Below are 15,975 nucleotides of genomic sequence, written 5' to 3'. Positions count from 1 at the left end.
CACTCGCTATCGCGACACCTATAGTACGGATGTGCTATTGGAATTTTATCGTTTCCCCGTAAATTGCTAATAACCACCGCCTTGCTAATTATGCCAATAGCGTGATTTCGCGGCAGACATTAAAAGCCGTCGACAGTGCAGCAATTAAGGATAATACGGAGTATGGCTACTGCATCCGTCTGGAGAACAACACCGCGTAAAGCCTCAGCAGGCTTCATGGTGTCACTTGTACTTCTGGTACTGCCCGCCGGCGTCCATGCCAGCGGGCAACTGCCGCCGAGTACGCTCGAAGACCGCACGTTGCCCAGCGCTGCCGCCTGCCGTGCTTTCCTTGAGGCGACCTGGCGAACCGATCAGCAGAAAGCCGATCCGCAGCCTTTGCCCGGTGATAACGGATCGAGGCAGACGTTGATCTACTCCGACGGTGTGGTTGCCATTGATGACAAACACCTGACTTATGACGTTGAGGAAGGCTGGCAATTCCGACGACTGCTGCGCGATATAAATATGAGTAGCATACGAACTTCCTACAGTTATGAAAGGCGAAGTTACAGGTGCGATGACGCTCATCTGACGGGCACGAGTATCAAAGGCTACGCACTGGAAGGCTATGAAGCCCTGCCTGAGAACTGAACTGAACGATGACGAACTTACTTAATCTGGCGAGCGCACTTCAGGGGCTATTCCATTGATGATAGGGACCTTAGAAACACGCTCCTCGACGAGCTGGAAAAATCGAATGCTGCACGTGGCATTCATCACGACCGTTGCAGCTTTGGGCTGGCAGCCTGCAAGTGTGTTCGCGGGTGTCGCCGCCCCCGCTAACCCCTACGCCACCCAGAATGCCGACAACACCGAAGGCTCGCTCAATTACGATGAGCGAAAGCTGATCCAGGAAGGCTTGATCTGGGGCGGTTTTTACAACGGCTGGATCGATGGTCAGTTTGGCAAAGGCACCCGGGACGCCATTGCAACTGTTCAGCAGCAATACAAGCAACCTGGCACCGGCATGCTCAATGCCGACCTCGCCGTGCATCTGGGTGGTATGGCGCTGAATAACCGCACGAAGTATGGCTGGACGACTATCACCGAGCCCAAATCCGGCGTGACGCTGGCCTACCCTTCAAAGTTGCTCACCAGGACCACTAACCCGGAACCCAACTTCGTCAATATTGACTCCGAAGACAGAAGTGTTTCGATCCAGCTATTACGTATTGATAGGGTCAAACCCGACGCCATCGACACGTTGTATAACGACCTGACCGGCAACGGTAAATCCACCGTGACTTACTCGTTCAGAAAAGGCAGCTTGTTCATCATCGCGGGTGATCGCGGCACCGGCAAATACTACAGCCGCTATGAACAGCGTGGTGGCGAAGTCCGTGGTTATGATCTGGTCTGGAGCGGCAGCCGGGATGCAGAAATGCAGGCGATCTCGGTATTGATTTCAAACAGCTTCGAGCCCTTCGATACCCCTCGCCAAAACAGAGAGCCTGACTATTCCTACCTTGTCGGGCTGGCTCAGGCTGCGAAAAACGAGTCCGGCGGCAACCCGCCTCAGAACAACGCGAATACGCAACCACCCGCACAGCAACCTGTGCAACAACAACAACAACAACAACAACAACAACCCGCACAGCAGCAACCTGCCGCACAGAACGCGCAAAAAACCGATGTCTCGGACGGTAAGGGCACGCGGTTCTCCTATACGTATCAGGCGCCTCGTGATGCACGGCTGGAAGAAGCCTATCGTTTCACGCGCAAGGCCGACCTGCTGGTCGGTAACGTAGAAATTGACGCCATGGACGGCATGTTCATGATGCCTCGCCCTCTGCACTATGTGGCCATGGAGTGCGGGATGGTGAATGCGTTCTACAGCCCGAAAGACTCGGCGGTATTCCTCTGCTATGAGATGGTTAACTACCTGCTGCGTCAGGCCGATGAACTGAATACGAACAACGACCCGGATTTTCCAACCGATTACGTGAAGTCCAACCTGCGGTTTATTCTGCTGCATGAAACCGGGCATGCGTTTATCGACTTGTTGAACCTGCCTTCTACCGGCCGGGAAGAAGATGCAGTCGATCAAATGGCGGCGACCATGATCCTGATGCATGTAAACCGTGATGAAACCCCAGAGCAGCTCACCCGGGTATTGTCGATGACCGCGACCTGGTTCAAAAACAATGCCTCACTACAAAATGGCAATGCACTCCACGATGCATTCTCGGACGAGCACTCCCTGAACGAACAGCGGTATTACAACTTGCTCTGCATGGTGTACGGCCGTAATCCGCAGGAGTACGCCTCAATCGTTGATCGAGGGCTGCTTCCAAAGTCGAGAGCTGCGCGTTGCCCTCAGGAAACCAGCAAAATCGTCTCTTCCTGGGCCCGGTTACTGTTGCCGCACTTCGCGCCGCGCTACCAGAAAGACGCCAACGACTCAATCAATCGCCAGGATGCGCAGAGCCGGTAGTGATTTTTCAGCTACCGGTCCCGAGACTTTTACCCGTGGGGATTCTATGTTTCCCTGCAAACACAAATCCGTGGGAGCGAATTCATTCGCGAAGGGGCCGGTACATCCGCAGCCTTTGTATCGACTGAAATACTGCCTTCCCGAATGAATTCGGTCCCACAGGTTTTGCATAAGCTTGAGATGCTACCAACCTGTGGGAGCTGAGCTTGCTCGCGATGAACGACGACTCGGTATGGCCATGAAACCGAGTCGCCACTATCGCGGGCAAGCCCGGCTCCCACAGGGATTTGCGATCCGCCTGAGACGGTTATCTGTGCGAATTCATTCGCGAAGGGGCCGGTGCATTCGATGTAGCTGTATCGTCAGGAATACTGCCTTCCCGAATGAATTCGGACCCACAGGTTTTGCATGAGCTTGAGATGCTACCAACCTGTGGGAGCTGAGCTTGCTCGCGATGAACGATGACCCGGTATGGCCATGAAACCGAGTCGCCAGTATCGCGGGCAAGCCCGGCTCCCACAGGGATTTGCGATCCGCCTGAGACGGTTATCTGTGCGAATTCATTCGCGAATGGGCCGGTGCATTCGATGTAGCTGTATCGTCAGGAATACTGCCTTCCCGAATGAATTCGGTCCCACAGGTTTTGCATAAGCTTGAGATGCTACCAACCTGTGGGAGCTGAGCTTGCTCGCGATGAACGACGACGCGGTATGGCCATGAAACCGAGTCGCCAGTATCGCGGGCAAGCCCGGCTCCCACAGGGATTTGCGATCCGCCTGAGACGGTTATCTGTGCGAATTCATTCGCGAAGGGGCCGGTACATCCGCAGCCTTTGTATCGACTGAAATACTGCCTTCCGAATGAATTCGGACCCACAGGTTTTGCATGAGCTTGAGATGCTACCAACCTGTGGGAGCTGAGCTTGCTCGCGATGAACGACGACGCGGTATGGCCATAAAACCGAGTCGCCAGTATCGCGGGCAAGCCCGGCTCCCACAGGGATTTGCGATCCGCCTGAGACGGTTATCTGCGCGAATTCATTCGCGAAGGGGCCGGTACATCCGCAGCCTTTGTATCGTCAGGAATACTGCCTTCCCGAATGAATTCGGACCCACAGGCTCTTCATGAACCTGAAGCTGTGCGCAAATCCGTGGGAGCGAATTCATTCGCGAAGATTGGGTTGCTTCACAGCGAGATATCAAACGAGCGCTCGTCAAAAACCAGCGGCTGCCCCTGCTCAAGCAGATGCCGGATGCCAGGCCCCAGCAAGTCTTGCGGACCGTCCAGGGGCGTGGCCGGGTATTGCTGGAAGCGTCGTCTGTTGGCACTGACCTGTTCCAGAATCTGTCGGTCCTGGCGCAGGATGACCTTGAACGCCTGCCGCAATACGGCACGTTTCAGTACGGCGGGAATTTTGCCCCGCGCAGTCGCGATTCGCGCAAAGACCCGCAACTGCCCGTCAGCACACGGAGTCATCCAGGCGCTGACCAGCAGATTGAGGTGATCGTTGCCATCGCGGTACTCGATTTCCGAAAGCCCGGGAAGACGAAAACGCCCCATGCTCTCGCCCCGCTGCCCTTCGAACAACCGTGAGATAAGCCCTGACTGTTTGCCCTCCTCGCTGTAAATCGCTTCGATACCGTCATCGAGCGGACGAACCCGGGCCGAGATGCGTTGGCGCTGCTTATCGTGGCGAATCCAGCCCGCATGAACAAAATGAGTATGAAATCCGTCCAGGAAATTCTCCGCTGCGTCCTGCAATGAGCACTGCACTTGATCCGTCATCCAGAACGTATCGAGTTTCTGCCCCTGCTGGGCCGGGGCAACCGGCGCCTCAGCTGGACGCTGGTCATTCAGGCAGACCCACACCAGGCCGTGGGCTTCGCAGCAGGCCAGGCTGTTAAGCAATGCTTTGCTGGAGGGGCACTGATCAGTGCCGGGTACCCGGGTGCAACGGCCGTCTGCGGCAAACCGCCAACCGTGATAAGGGCATTCGATATGTCCATCGCGAACCTTGCCCTGACTCAATGGCGCAAAACGATGGGGACAACGATCCGGCAATGCGGCGGCGCGTCCATCATCGGCGCGGAACAGCACCAGTGGCATGTCGTGAACCTGACAGGCCATCGGGTCTTTTTTCAGTTTGTGGCTCAGCGCTACCGGCCACCATTGAGAAAGGGGATTCACAGTTTGAGTGTTCTCATGAGGGGCACACCTATTCCATGCAGCAAAACGCTGAGCAATCGCCATATCCAGCGACGCCGCCAGGGCAAATGGGCGACCTTGATCAGGCTGTACTCGATCTGCGGCTGCCCCCCGCGCAAGCGTTTGAAACCGGCAGCGCCGGAGCTGAAATTCAGCACGGTGCGGCGCTCGGCGGCTTCCAGCAGGCACAGACAGGTCAATTGCCGGTACAAGCCGGTTTTCTGTGGCAATGCAGTGTCGTATCCCACAATCGGGGTGCTGATGGTAGCGTCATTGGCAAACCAGCCCAACGCGCCGTCGATACGGCCATCCGGGGTGCGCAGAACGCGTATCTCCAGCCAGCCTTCACGTTGACCACGCTGCATCCAGCGGGCGCTGTACTGCGGGTTGAGCCTGCAATACTTGTCCAGATACAGCAGGTTATACAGCTGCTCTACCCGCACAAAATCGCTGTCGCTCAGGGCCGAGCCAGGCACCACTTCATAGGGGCTGCGTCGCAACAGAGTGCGGTCGAGTCGGGTGTTGTGATGCCGGAGGAACGGCGCATCTGCCCCGCTCCGGCCGTCGAATACATACACCTGTCGGCTAGGGATACTCAGGAAGCCGAGCCCTCTCAAACGCTGTTTCAGTTCGCGGTTGCTGAACGCATTGATCGAGCGAAAACACAGAGCGTGATCGGGAAATGTTCGCTGCAAAAAAGCGCTGATCTGCGGCAGCTCGTTCAGATCCCAGTCAGCGGGATACAGATTGGTCGACAGCAACCAGTTGTTGACATGAACCAGCTTGTCGACTTTGGCTGCGCTCAACAAGGCGTCCACGCCTTGGGTCAGGGCGCTCAGTGGTCGGGTCAGCCACGGACGGCCAATGCGGTTGAGTTCTTCGCGGGCGTAACCGCTGTAGGCGGTACGGGGCGACACCACATAGCAGTTGTCTTCAGGGTCGTGTCCATCATTGATGCTCACCGCAAGCTGCTGCGTCCCGGTGTCCAGCAGCGCCATCCGAGTGCTGACATTGGCGATCAGTCCTGCCTCGGTCCAGCCGCGGACGTATTGTCGGGCTGGACTGTCATTGGGGGTCACCGGCTCCTGAAGGAGTTGCTCCCGAAACAACAGCTTCACTGGGGCGGCTCCCCTAATGCCTGCCCGTTCCACTCGATGTCCGCGGTGGATGCGGCCAGCAACCCGCAGCGGCGGGAGGCAGCGCGATAGATGATTTCCCCAAGGCTCAACCATTGGGCGGCCAGCGGCAGGACATCACCTTGCTGAACGATCACGTCGCGGGCCAGCCGGTAATCGCGCCAGAACGCCGCGCTCAATGCACGTGACGGCGCAGCCAGTAAAAGCATCGCCAGTGCGATCATGCGCGGTTCCTGGGTAGGCTCAATCATGCCGCTGGATGCTTCGCCAAGGCTGTTCACCAGCGCCTGACGCTGATTGTCGAACAGGTGCACGCCACTGGTGGCCCTCGGGTTGCACTCCAGCACATGGAAACGGCCTGCTTGATCTTCGATAAAGTCAAAGCCGACCTGCCCGGTATAGCCGGTTTCACGGCCGAACTGCTCCAGGAATCGACGCACAGGTTCCGGCGTCGCAGGGGAAAGATAGATCCCCGAACCCCGGCCCACACGGTAGCGCGGCTGGTAAACGCTATGAGCGCGCAACTGGCCATCGATCAACACGCTGAAGCTGCAAAACTCCCGCCCATGAATAAACCGCTGCGCAACCCAGGGCGCTTCAATACTGGGCTGGACTTGACTCAACTGCGTCACGTTTGGCTGAATCAGGGTTTGCGAAGCGAAACGCGAATAAGCCGGTTTGAACACCCACTCCTCAGTCTCCGCGCTCAACGCCAACACAGACGGGTAATCCGTCAGCAGCCGGGTTTCGGGTGTCGACAACGTCCAGCCCTGTATCATGGCCGCAAACTGGCCCTTGTGATGCAGCCGATGCAGCAGCGCAAAATCACTGGTCAGCACCCGGCACAATGGCCTGAGGCGCTCCAGGCCATGGGCCAGATAGAACACTTCTTCGCAGGTTGGCAGCAACACGTCGATACGTTCTGCCTTGATCACGCTGGCCAGCGCTTCGATCCAGCCTGCGGGGTCGAGTCTGGGCTCGGGTAAACGAACGAAGTGGTGTACTGAACGACTGAAACGGCTCAGCGGCTGACCCAGCGAGTCCCCCACGCTCACGGTCCAGCCGGCCTCGTTGAAGGCCCTCGCCCACTCCAGACAGGCCGGTGCACGAGCCCCCAGAATCAGTACGCGCATGGCAGCCCCTCAGGCAATTGCAGGAGTTTCAAACGTCGGCGTTTGACGTGCGGGGGCGGCGCTTGCCAGTGCCCGAAGATGAACTCCGGTGGACGCATGCCCTGCCCGGCACATAACTGGTGAAGGGTTTCGCTGATCGCCTTGCACAGCGCGTCATGATCGCCGTAGGCCTGAATGTTGATCTGCCAGTTCAGCCTGGTCTGATGGATCTCATATTCCTGCAGCTTAGCGCCATGCATTAGCAAGGTACGGCGCAGGACATCCGGATACAGCGCCCGCAACTGACGTCCCGCCACATCAGGCAGCCAGAGAATGTCGTCGGCACGCCCCTCGATAGTGGCAATCGCCCGTTCGACCCGTCCGCAAGCACAAGGGGCTTCACTGATGCGCAGCACGTCGTTGAGGCGATACCTCACGATCATCTGCGTGCGTCTTGAAAAGTCGGTAATGATGGGCTGAAAACGGGTGTGCTCGGCGTCGAGCCACTCCGGCTCAATGTGCAGATGGCTTTCATTGAGGTGCAAAGTCCCCTGCTCGCAGGTGTAACCGAGAAAGCCTTCGCTGGCCTGATAAATCTGCTGCGGCATCACCCCGAAGGCTTTGAGCACGGCATCTGCATCCGTGCTTTCAAGCACCTCGGCAACCGACAGGATATGCGTTGGACGTATCGATAAAAGCCCGTTCAATGAGGCTTCAGCCAGACCTCGCAACACGGTCGCCGGAGCCACCAGCACATCGGGATTCTGTGCCTGCAGACGTTCAAGTGAAGCGTCGAGCCCGAGTGTCAGGTCGTGAAAGGCGAAGTCGATACGGCGACTGCTCAACGTGGTGTACAAGCGGCTGTTGGCACGCAGAAAAAAAGCGATCCGCAGAGGCGCTTGCCAGAAGCACAGCAGACGAGGAAGGAAGCGGCCCGGCAAGGTCCGCGCCAGGAGAATCCCTGCCCAACGCTGACGCTCAAGGGAGCTGACCAGAAACACGCCCTGGTTACCGGACGTGCCACTTGAAAGCCCCACAGTTATATCGCCCAGCGTGGGGCTGAAGTCGCGGGATTCTTCTGCCCGCCGCGCAACTGGCAAGACCTGATCCAGACCAAGACCGCGAGTGTTGTAAGCAGCAAAGTCGCTCATCATTGTCGCTTTGTCCATCAGCGGAAAGTCCGCCAGATGCGTGTACTGATGGTCTTTGAAGCGCTCGGCTGTCGGCAACACATCTTTCAGGAAATGCTTCAACTGTTGAGCTTGCCACGCCTCCAGTTGCTCTCGTCGAGTGAACCGCAAGCGATAGCGACTGTTGAGAAAACTCAGTGCGCTGCGCAGCTTGCCGATCAAGCGTTCATTGCTCATTGCTGAACGCCTCCCAGGCATGCGTGCAGTGCGAAGGCAGCATTGCCACGGCGGGTTCTCGCCGGATCAGCGTGCCAAGGCTGGCGTAGGTCTGTCGGTATTGTCTGGCGTCGTGACCGGCAAACCACAGCGCGGGCGCCGCCGGCAGTCGTTCTGCGCGACACGCGGGCACCGACCAGCAAGCGTCGGCCACCAGAAACACCGGACGCCCTTGCGCATCAGGGATAAATAGACCCAGTTGGCCATGGCTGTGTCCCGGTAGCGGCACACCGATCAGGCTGCCGTCACCTAACAGGTCGAGGCCATGGGTGAAGGGGGCCATCCATTCCGGTAAGGTTGCTTGCCTGCAATGATCGGCAAGGCTCAGCCGACTGGCGAAATCATCCGGCAACAAGCCAGGCAAATGGCCGCCAAGGGTGGCCCGCCAACGCGAGCCGCGCAGGCTTTCAATGTGCTGCCGATCAGCATCAAGAGCAATGAATGAAGCCTGATTGAAGTCTCGCAACCCGGCGACATGATCGCCGTGAAAATGCGAAATGATCACTGTGCGGATATCCTCCGGCTGAATGCCGAAGCCCTTCAGTTGGGCGAGCAATTGCTCCTGAACGGGCAACTGCACCGGCACCGCTGTGCGATACAAACGCTCTGGCAGGTCCTGGGTAGCCTTGAAGAAATGTTCGGCGTAGCCCGTGTCGTACAGGATCCAGCCAGCGACGGGATGGCGAATCAGCCCGCACAATGACGGGAAACGCGTCGGCGCCCAACGAGCGCTGCGATCTGCCATGCATGCCAGATGTCGGCACCAACCGGCACGCAAAACGTTGAGGCTGACCGTCCGGCTCATTGTTTGATGCCCTGTTGCGCAAGCCACCACTGAGCGTGTTGGCGAATGCCCTCCTCCTGAGTGATCACCGTGCGGTAACCCAACTCGTTGCGTATCGCGTCCAGATTAAGGGTCTGGCTGAATGCAAGCACTCCAGCACCATAGCGAGTCAGTAAAGGTTCGCCACTTTGCCGCAGGCGAGCGCTGGTTTCGAACGCCAGCGCTACGGCATCCACGACCCGCCATGGCAGGCGTCGGGTTCGCAGCGTCAGCTGAAATTGTTCGGCAATGCGTTGCAGCAGATCTTCAACGGCCAGCGGCGTACCGTTGCTCACGTTGTAGGTGCAGACCGGGCGCGGCAACGGTTGATTGAGGCTCAGTTCCACGGCGTGTACCAGATTGTCGATGCAGGTCAGGTCCAGTTGAGCCCTGCCTCCGCGCATCAGCGGTATGTGTCCACGCTGCATGACACGCAACAGGCGCGGCAATAACGTACCGTCCCACGGGCCGAATACCGCGCGCGGGCGCAAAATCACCGCCTCGGCAAGACCCGCTTCCTTCACCATGGTTTCGGCCAGCGCTTTGGTGCGCGCGTACTCGTTGACCGGCGCAGGCAAAGGTTCGCTTTCATGGATGTCGAGCCGGTCGCGAAAGGCAAAGTACAGGCTGGGCGTCGAGAGGTGTACAAGGCGCTTCACCTGATTGACGCGGCAGGCGTTCAGGACCTCTTCGGTGGCCAGCAGATTGGCCCGGGCAAACGCTTCTGTTGTTCCCCAGGGCGAGGACAACGCCGCGCAATGGACGACTGCCGCACAGCCATGCGTCGCCTCAACCAGCGCGCTCGCCCCGGCTGGAGAACCGTGCTCAAGCGCAAGCCACTGAATCGCGCCAGGGCTATGGCGAATGACATCCGCCGCTGCTACCGGGTTGCGGCCGCTGAACAGCACTTCACAGCCTTGGGAGGCAAGTCGCCAGGCGATATGCCGACCAATGAAACCTGTGCCACCGGTCACGAGAACTTTCATCAATACTCCAGGATCATGCCGCCGATCGATAACCCGGCACCGGTTCCGATCAACATCAGAATCTGCCCGCGTTGAATGCGCTGATCACGAATCGCAATGTCCAGCGCTGTCGGCAGCGATGCGGCCACCTGGTTGCCGTGGTGAGCAAATACATCGATGACTTTTTCCGGGGCAAAACCCAGGCGTCTGGCCGCATGCTGCATCGCTTGCTGGCTGGCTTGATGAGGGATTACCCAGTCGATCTGATCCTGATTCAGGCCCGCCTGATCCAGCAGATCGCTCACCAAAGTGGGCAGGTGCTTCGCGGCAAGACGGAATACGCCTTTGCCCTGCATGGAAAAACTGGTCAGAGGTTCGAACGGGATATCGATACGCCGCGGGTGAAAGCGCGATCCACCGGCCGGGATCTGGCATAAATGCGCACCTTCGGAAAACGTCTTGAGGTTCGAGGCGATAATTTTTGCTCCGCCTTCGCTGGCGCACAGAACAACAGCCGCTGCGCCGTCACCAAAAATGCCGCTGACCTCCACTTGCTGCCAGTCCAGCCCGCAGGAGGCGATGTCTGAGCAGACCAGCAGAACGCGCCGGTAGCGGCCCGCAACGAGGGGCCATGACAAGGTGTCGACGGCGGCAATGAACCCCAGGCAACTGGCATTGATGTCCATCGCGGGAATGCCTGAGTGCCCCATGCCCAACTCTCGTTGCAACAATGCGGCGTTGCAGGGCATGCCCTGATCCATAGTGCCACTGGCGCAGGCGATCAAGTCGATCTGGTCCAGCTCGATGCCGGCGGCCGCCAAGGCATTTCGCGCGGCAGCCGCACCCAGGCTTGCAGCCGTTTCCGCGCTGGACGCAACATGCCTATGAACAACCCCGCTGATCTGCTCGACGCTGCCCGCCGCCAGGCCCAACTCATGATCGAGGGCGGTACTGGTGACTATTCTGTCCGGCAGCGCATGGCCGGAACCGAGAATGGTCACACGCCTTGGGGGCAAAGCCAGCGGTGAAGTGTGCATTCAAATTCCGTTTAGAGAAGATCATTGTATTGACACTTATACGGGGTGATTACCGCACGGCGGTATAGTACAGGTGTACTATTTTTTACGCGCTCGAAACACTTTAAGTTATTGAAAATAAGTGCAGATTTCAAACTTCAGACTTATTCATAACTTTCAGGCGACGGCTGGCAGATTTTTGACTGCCTCGTCACGCACTGACGCTTAATAGTGAGCGATCAATGCGCCCCTGTTGCTGATCAAAAAGGATGTTATTGAGTGCTGTCTCTTCTTCTGGAAATGGGTCTGGGGATAGCCGATTTTCTCAATGATAATCCGGCTTATATCTGGGTCATTGGCGCTCCTCTGCTACTGCTGGGCCTGGGCGTCTGGCTCAATCAGCGAGTAACGACGCTGCGCCTGGATTCTGCCCGGCAAAGCGAACAGCTGGCGCAAGCGCAGCAGCAGATTGGAACCTTGCAAGCACGCCTCTCTCTGCTGGAGTCGATGCCTGTGCAGGCATCGGATTCGCCAGGGCAAGCCGCAGCATCTGCGCCGCTTTCCGACACTACTTCCACTTCTGTAAGCCAGGCGCCTGAGATGGAGCTCGTCTGGGAGCTTCCTTCGCAAACCCCGGACTTACCCATAAAGCCCGCAGCGTCGCCCGTCACCAGCCAGCCGCCCACTCGACCTGCCCCACCAAAACCCTCCATGCCGAACGTTGTAAACGTCGCTTTCATGGCTGCGCGTGACTGGTTATTGGGTGGCAATACTGTGCTGCGAATAGGGGCTGTGGTGCTCTTTTTGGGGCTCGCCTTTCTGTTGCGTTACGCCACCGAAGGCGTTGTGGTGCCAATCGAAACCCGATACGCAGGGGTTGCTGGCAGCGCAATCGCGTTGCTCGGCCTGGGCTGGTGGCTGCGCCATCGTAAACCAGCCTTCGCGCTGATGATGCAAGGCACCGGCGTCGGCGTGTTGTACCTGACCGTCAGCGGTGCCATTCGCGTGCATGAGTTACTGGACCCGACGCTGGGCTTTGCGCTGTTGGTGGTCATCATGCTGTTCTCCGCCATGCTCGCGATTACTCAGAACTCCCTGGCGCTGGCCTGTGCGGCGACACTGGGCGGTTTTGCCGCGCCGATTCTCTCCTCCACGGGCCAGGGCAGTCATGTCACGCTGTTCAGCTATTTCGCTTTGCTCAACGTCGGGATTTTCGCTATCGCCTGGTTCAAGACCTGGCGTCTGCTCAATCTGATCGGTTTTTTTGGCACGTTCGGGATTGGCGTGGCATGGGGGTTGCGCTCCTACACCCCGGATCTGTTCTGGAGCGTCGAGCCGTTCCTGATTCTGTTCTTCCTGATGTATCTGGCCATCGGACTTCTGTTTGCCCGACGCAAACTGCAGGAGCTCAGCGATGCCCCGACAGACGCCGGCCGCGAGGCGATGCTGCAATGGTCCCGACGTCAGGGTGACTACGTCGACGGCACGCTGCTGTTGGGTACGCCGCTCGTGGGCTTCGGTTTGCAATACGCACTGACAGCCGATCTCGAATTCGGCTCGGCGTTCAGCGCCCTGGCGTTGGGCCTGCTTTACATGGGAATCGCCCGCCTGCTTTCTGGCCGGGTACCGGGACGTGCCTTGCTGCTGGTTGAAACATGCCTGGCACTCGGCATCGTGTTTGCCACCCTCGCCATTCCGCTGGGACTGGGCGCGAAGTGGACCACCAGCGCCTGGGCCATCGAAGGTGCGGCAATCTTCTGGCTAGGTATGCGTCAGCAACGTCTGCTGGCTCGTGGCTTTGGGGTGCTGCTGCAAATAGCTGCAGGTCTGGCATTCATCGGCGTGATGACCACCTGGTACTTCCCCTCAACAAAAGGGGGGGATTTCTGGACGCCAATGATCATCGCCCTCTCCGGCTTGTTCAGCGCCCTGCAGGTGCACCGCATCAAGACTTTGCGCTACATGAACGAGAAAGCACTTTCCGCGATATTTCTGGTCTGGGGCGGTGCATGGTGGGGAACGTCGTTACTCGTAGCGAACATGCACCTGGCACCTCATACCCTTTTCGCTTCGCTGCTACTGCTGTCAGTCGCGATCAGTGTCGGTCTGTGGACTTTTGGGGCGAGACATTGGCGTTGGCCCGGCCTGGCTGCGCTATGCCTGGGGCTGAAACCGGTCAGTTGGCTTGTACTTGTCTTCTCGTTGACCGAGTACACACACCCGTTTGCACACTGGGCGTGGGTGGGATGGACCGCATTGCTGATGGTGCACATGCTCTCGTTGCATCGCCTGGCTGACTTGCTGCCTCGCAGGGCAGTGACTGGCGCCCACATTCTGGGGGCGTTGTTATACATAGTGCTGCTCAGCCTTGAGCTGAGATACGGCTTGGATAACCTTATCGACTCCAATGCTGATTACAGCGCCTGGTTTTCCTTTGCGGGCTCGCTGATCCCCAGCCTTTACCTGATTGCCATGGCCGCGAGCCGTCGCTGGCCATGGCCGGTTGACGCGTATCCAAAGGCTTATCGCGTTTGGGCCGCCGTTCCCTTTGTCCTTTGGTCGCTGGGGTGGTTCTGGTTGATGAACTACTACAGCAACGTCAAAGCCGACCCGCTGCCTTACATACCACTGCTCAACCCTCTGGATCTGGGCCTGTTGTTTGCCCTGCTGGGGATCGTGAACTGGATCCGTCATAACCTGCCGCTGATTGGCATTGAGGCTAAACATGCCGAAAGACTGGCGGTCATTACGGGCGGTGCTTCGTTGTTCGCCCTGATCACCGGGATGGTGTTTCGCAGTCCCATCGATCCCACGCTCTTGCAAGCGGCACTCTCTATCGTCTGGACGTTTATAGCACTGGCGCTAATGATTAGCGGCCACCTTCGCAGGCAGCGTGAAGTATGGATTACCGGCGCAGTGCTGATCGGGGTCGTGGTTGCCAAGCTGTTCCTGGTAGAGCTGAGCGACCGTGGCGGTATGGCGCGGGTCATCTCCTTCATCGGGGTCGGCATCCTGCTATTGGTGGTGGGCTACTTCGCCCCTCTGCCGCCAAAAAAGACCAACACGCAAAAAGCTGATTCAGTTGCCGGCAAACCGGACCTGTCACTATGAGGAGCACACTCTTGAGTTATAAGCAGCTGTTCCGGCTAGCCCTGTGTGGTGTCGCATTGCTTGGCTCGACACTTGCCAGCGCTGATGACAACCAGGCAGATTTCGCCAGCCAGACCCCCTTGAAACTAAGCGGTAACGGCCCGTGGTATCGAATTGAGCTGCCCATGAATGTGCAGCTCAATTCTCGACAGCAGGATCTGGGTGATCTGCGCATTTTCAATGCCCAAGGACAGGCTCAGGCGTATGCCCTCGACCGTAATCCGCCTCAGGCGAAGCAGTCACAAGCGCCGACGATGGTGAAGTGGTTCCCTCTTTACAACCGGGCGGACGAGCTCGACAGAGCGCCCAGGATCAAGGTCGAGCGCAGCGCCACGGGTACGCTCGTGGAGGTTCAACCTCAGGATGGCGCATCTCCGGATGAGCAGGTCTTGCGAGGCTGGCTGCTGGACACCAGCACCATCAAACAACCTCTGCAAAAACTGATTCTTGACTGGGATAGCGCTCAAGACGGATTTCAGCGTTTCAGCATCGAAGCCAGCGATGATTTGCAGAACTGGAGTCCATGGGGCGCGAGCCAGGTAGCGCGTCTGTCATTCGACGATCAAACTGTAGAACAGCGCGAGGTCACCCTGCCCGGTCGCACCGCACGTTATCTGCGCCTGATATGGAGCTCCTCGGCCGAAGCACCGATGCTCACGTCAGCGCAGTTGGTGACGGTGAATACCGACACCCCACCGTTACCGCTTGCCTGGTCGGAACCCGTGACTGGCAGCGTTGAAAAAGCTGGCAGCTATATATGGCGATTACCGAATGGCCTGCCCGTCGAGCGCCTGCAAGTCAACATTGCCCAGGCTAACAGCGTCGCCCCGGGCCGCTTTTACGGTCGAACGGACAGCAAGGCACCCTGGCAGGCCATCGGCAATGGCCTGCTTTACCGGCTGACGCAAGACGGTAAGGAAGTTGTCCAGAATGAAGTAGAGACCAACGGCACAATCGTGCGTCAGGTCAAACTCGAACTCGACGAGCGCGGCGGAGGACTGGGCTCTTCGTCGCCTACCTTGCGTTTCGCGTTGCGCGCGCCGCAGGTGGTGTTTCTGGCCCGGGGCGACGGTCCGTTTACCCTGGCGATTGGCAACGCTGCAGCAAAACCCGCCGATTTACCGATTGCGACGCTGATCCCGGACTTCACCCCGCAGAAAATGAATAGTCTGGGTCGCGCTGAAGCCGACAATACGCAGGTCAAACTGATCCCGATGTCACCGGATGACGCATCAGGTATCGACTGGAAACGTGTCGGGCTCTGGTCAGTGCTGGTTCTGGGCGTGATGCTGCTCGGCTGGATGGCATTCAGTACGCTGCGCGCTTCGCCATCAAAGGCCAGAGCAGGCTCTGCTGGCGATGAATCCCCTCCTCTGCTGTTCACAAGAGCGCCATCGGGTGAATGGGAAGCTCTTGAGGGTTATTATCAGGCGCGATTTGGGGGGACGCGCGTGGGTAGTAACGTCTACCTCAATGTGAATGGCAAACCGGAAGCATCGGTTTTTGTCTGGTCAGAATTGAGCCATGACAATGAAGTTCGGGGTCATATTTGGACACTGGGGGCGAAGCCTGAATTCGGCGAGTTACGACTAGGTCATCACACGTGCAACACGATATTCCTTGCGCTGGCCAAGGCGGTCAGTGAGACCGAGAACGTTAAGATAGTGTATGACCCTGCGATACAAA

General features: G+C 58.2%; 10 protein-coding genes and 1 pseudogene. 4 read left to right on the top strand and 7 right to left on the bottom strand.

Features of this window, described 5'->3' with window-relative positions; all coding sequences use genetic code 11:
- Positions 1-162 precede the first annotated feature (162 nt).
- Positions 163-633 carry a hypothetical protein gene (locus K3169_RS15260; protein WP_164581497.1) on the top strand — a complete coding sequence of 157 codons (471 nt, stop codon included), beginning with the start codon at positions 163-165 and terminating at the stop codon, positions 631-633.
- A gap of 106 nt (positions 634-739) precedes the next feature.
- The gene (locus tag K3169_RS15255; protein ID WP_263267062.1) at positions 740-2,476 is read left to right on the top strand and encodes a DUF4344 domain-containing metallopeptidase; all 1,737 of its coding nucleotides are present in this window, start codon (positions 740-742) and stop codon (positions 2,474-2,476) included.
- Between the two features lie 1,185 nt (positions 2,477-3,661).
- Here K3169_RS15255 and K3169_RS15250 read toward each other — a convergent pair.
- From K3169_RS15250 to K3169_RS15220, 7 genes are read right to left on the bottom strand one after another with little or no spacing between them, the layout of a single operon-like run.
- A complete protein-coding gene (locus K3169_RS15250) occupies positions 3,662-4,663 on the bottom strand; it encodes an aromatic ring-hydroxylating oxygenase subunit alpha (RefSeq protein ID WP_263267061.1) in 1,002 nt (333 codons plus the stop codon).
- Positions 4,660-5,799 carry a hypothetical protein gene (locus K3169_RS15245; protein ID WP_263267060.1) on the bottom strand — a complete coding sequence of 380 codons (1,140 nt, stop codon included), beginning with the start codon at positions 5,797-5,799 and terminating at the stop codon, positions 4,660-4,662. The genes K3169_RS15250 and K3169_RS15245 overlap by 4 nt, the downstream gene beginning before the upstream one ends.
- The gene (locus K3169_RS15240) at positions 5,796-6,950 is read right to left on the bottom strand and encodes an ATP-grasp domain-containing protein (protein WP_263267059.1); all 1,155 of its coding nucleotides are present in this window, start codon (positions 6,948-6,950) and stop codon (positions 5,796-5,798) included. The genes K3169_RS15245 and K3169_RS15240 overlap by 4 nt, the downstream gene beginning before the upstream one ends.
- Positions 6,938-8,296 carry a F390 synthetase-related protein gene (locus K3169_RS15235; protein ID WP_231670777.1) on the bottom strand — a complete coding sequence of 453 codons (1,359 nt, stop codon included), beginning with the start codon at positions 8,294-8,296 and terminating at the stop codon, positions 6,938-6,940. The genes K3169_RS15240 and K3169_RS15235 overlap by 13 nt, the downstream gene beginning before the upstream one ends.
- Positions 8,286-9,140 (bottom strand): MBL fold metallo-hydrolase, encoded by an 855-nt coding sequence (locus K3169_RS15230; RefSeq protein WP_263267058.1) that lies wholly within the window; start codon positions 9,138-9,140, stop codon positions 8,286-8,288. Before K3169_RS15230 ends, K3169_RS15235 begins: the two co-directional genes overlap by 11 nt.
- Complete coding sequence (locus K3169_RS15225) at positions 9,137-10,144, bottom strand: NAD-dependent epimerase/dehydratase family protein (protein WP_263267057.1); 1,008 nt, start codon at positions 10,142-10,144, stop codon at positions 9,137-9,139. Before K3169_RS15225 ends, K3169_RS15230 begins: the two co-directional genes overlap by 4 nt.
- Positions 10,144-11,160: a beta-ketoacyl-ACP synthase 3 gene (locus K3169_RS15220; RefSeq protein ID WP_122395236.1), complete on the bottom strand. Its 1,017-nt coding sequence runs from the start codon at positions 11,158-11,160 to the stop codon at positions 10,144-10,146. The genes K3169_RS15225 and K3169_RS15220 overlap by 1 nt, the downstream gene beginning before the upstream one ends.
- A gap of 258 nt (positions 11,161-11,418) precedes the next feature.
- Here K3169_RS15220 and K3169_RS15215 point away from each other — a divergent pair, with 258 nt between their 5' ends.
- Positions 11,419-14,250 (top strand): DUF2339 domain-containing protein, encoded by a 2,832-nt coding sequence (locus K3169_RS15215; RefSeq protein ID WP_263267056.1) that lies wholly within the window; start codon positions 11,419-11,421, stop codon positions 14,248-14,250.
- Positions 14,247-15,617: pseudogene (locus tag K3169_RS15210) on the top strand (DUF3999 domain-containing protein); the annotation flags it as partial. The gene K3169_RS15215 and the pseudogene K3169_RS15210, both read left to right, overlap by 4 nt.
- Positions 15,618-15,975: the final 358 nt, after the last annotated feature.

It is taken from the genome of Pseudomonas phytophila (assembly GCF_025643095.1).
In the GTDB taxonomy this organism is placed as follows: Bacteria; Pseudomonadota; Gammaproteobacteria; order Pseudomonadales; family Pseudomonadaceae; genus Aquipseudomonas; species Aquipseudomonas quasicaspiana.
Note: the sequence above shows the minus strand (reverse complement) of the source record. Positions and strands in the feature narration are given on the sequence as shown.

Coding starts and splice junctions, on each gene's coding strand:
- K3169_RS15260 (WP_164581497.1), top strand. CDS start 163: ATGGCTACTGCATCCGTCTGGAGAACAACACCGCGTAAAGCCTCAGCA.
- K3169_RS15240 (WP_263267059.1), bottom strand. CDS start 6,950: ATGCGCGTACTGATTCTGGGGGCTCGTGCACCGGCCTGTCTGGAGTGG.
- K3169_RS15255 (WP_263267062.1), top strand. CDS start 740: ATGCTGCACGTGGCATTCATCACGACCGTTGCAGCTTTGGGCTGGCAG.
- K3169_RS15220 (WP_122395236.1), bottom strand. CDS start 11,160: ATGCACACTTCACCGCTGGCTTTGCCCCCAAGGCGTGTGACCATTCTC.
- K3169_RS15235 (WP_231670777.1), bottom strand. CDS start 8,296: ATGAGCAATGAACGCTTGATCGGCAAGCTGCGCAGCGCACTGAGTTTT.
- K3169_RS15225 (WP_263267057.1), bottom strand. CDS start 10,144: ATGAAAGTTCTCGTGACCGGTGGCACAGGTTTCATTGGTCGGCATATC.
- K3169_RS15230 (WP_263267058.1), bottom strand. CDS start 9,140: ATGAGCCGGACGGTCAGCCTCAACGTTTTGCGTGCCGGTTGGTGCCGA.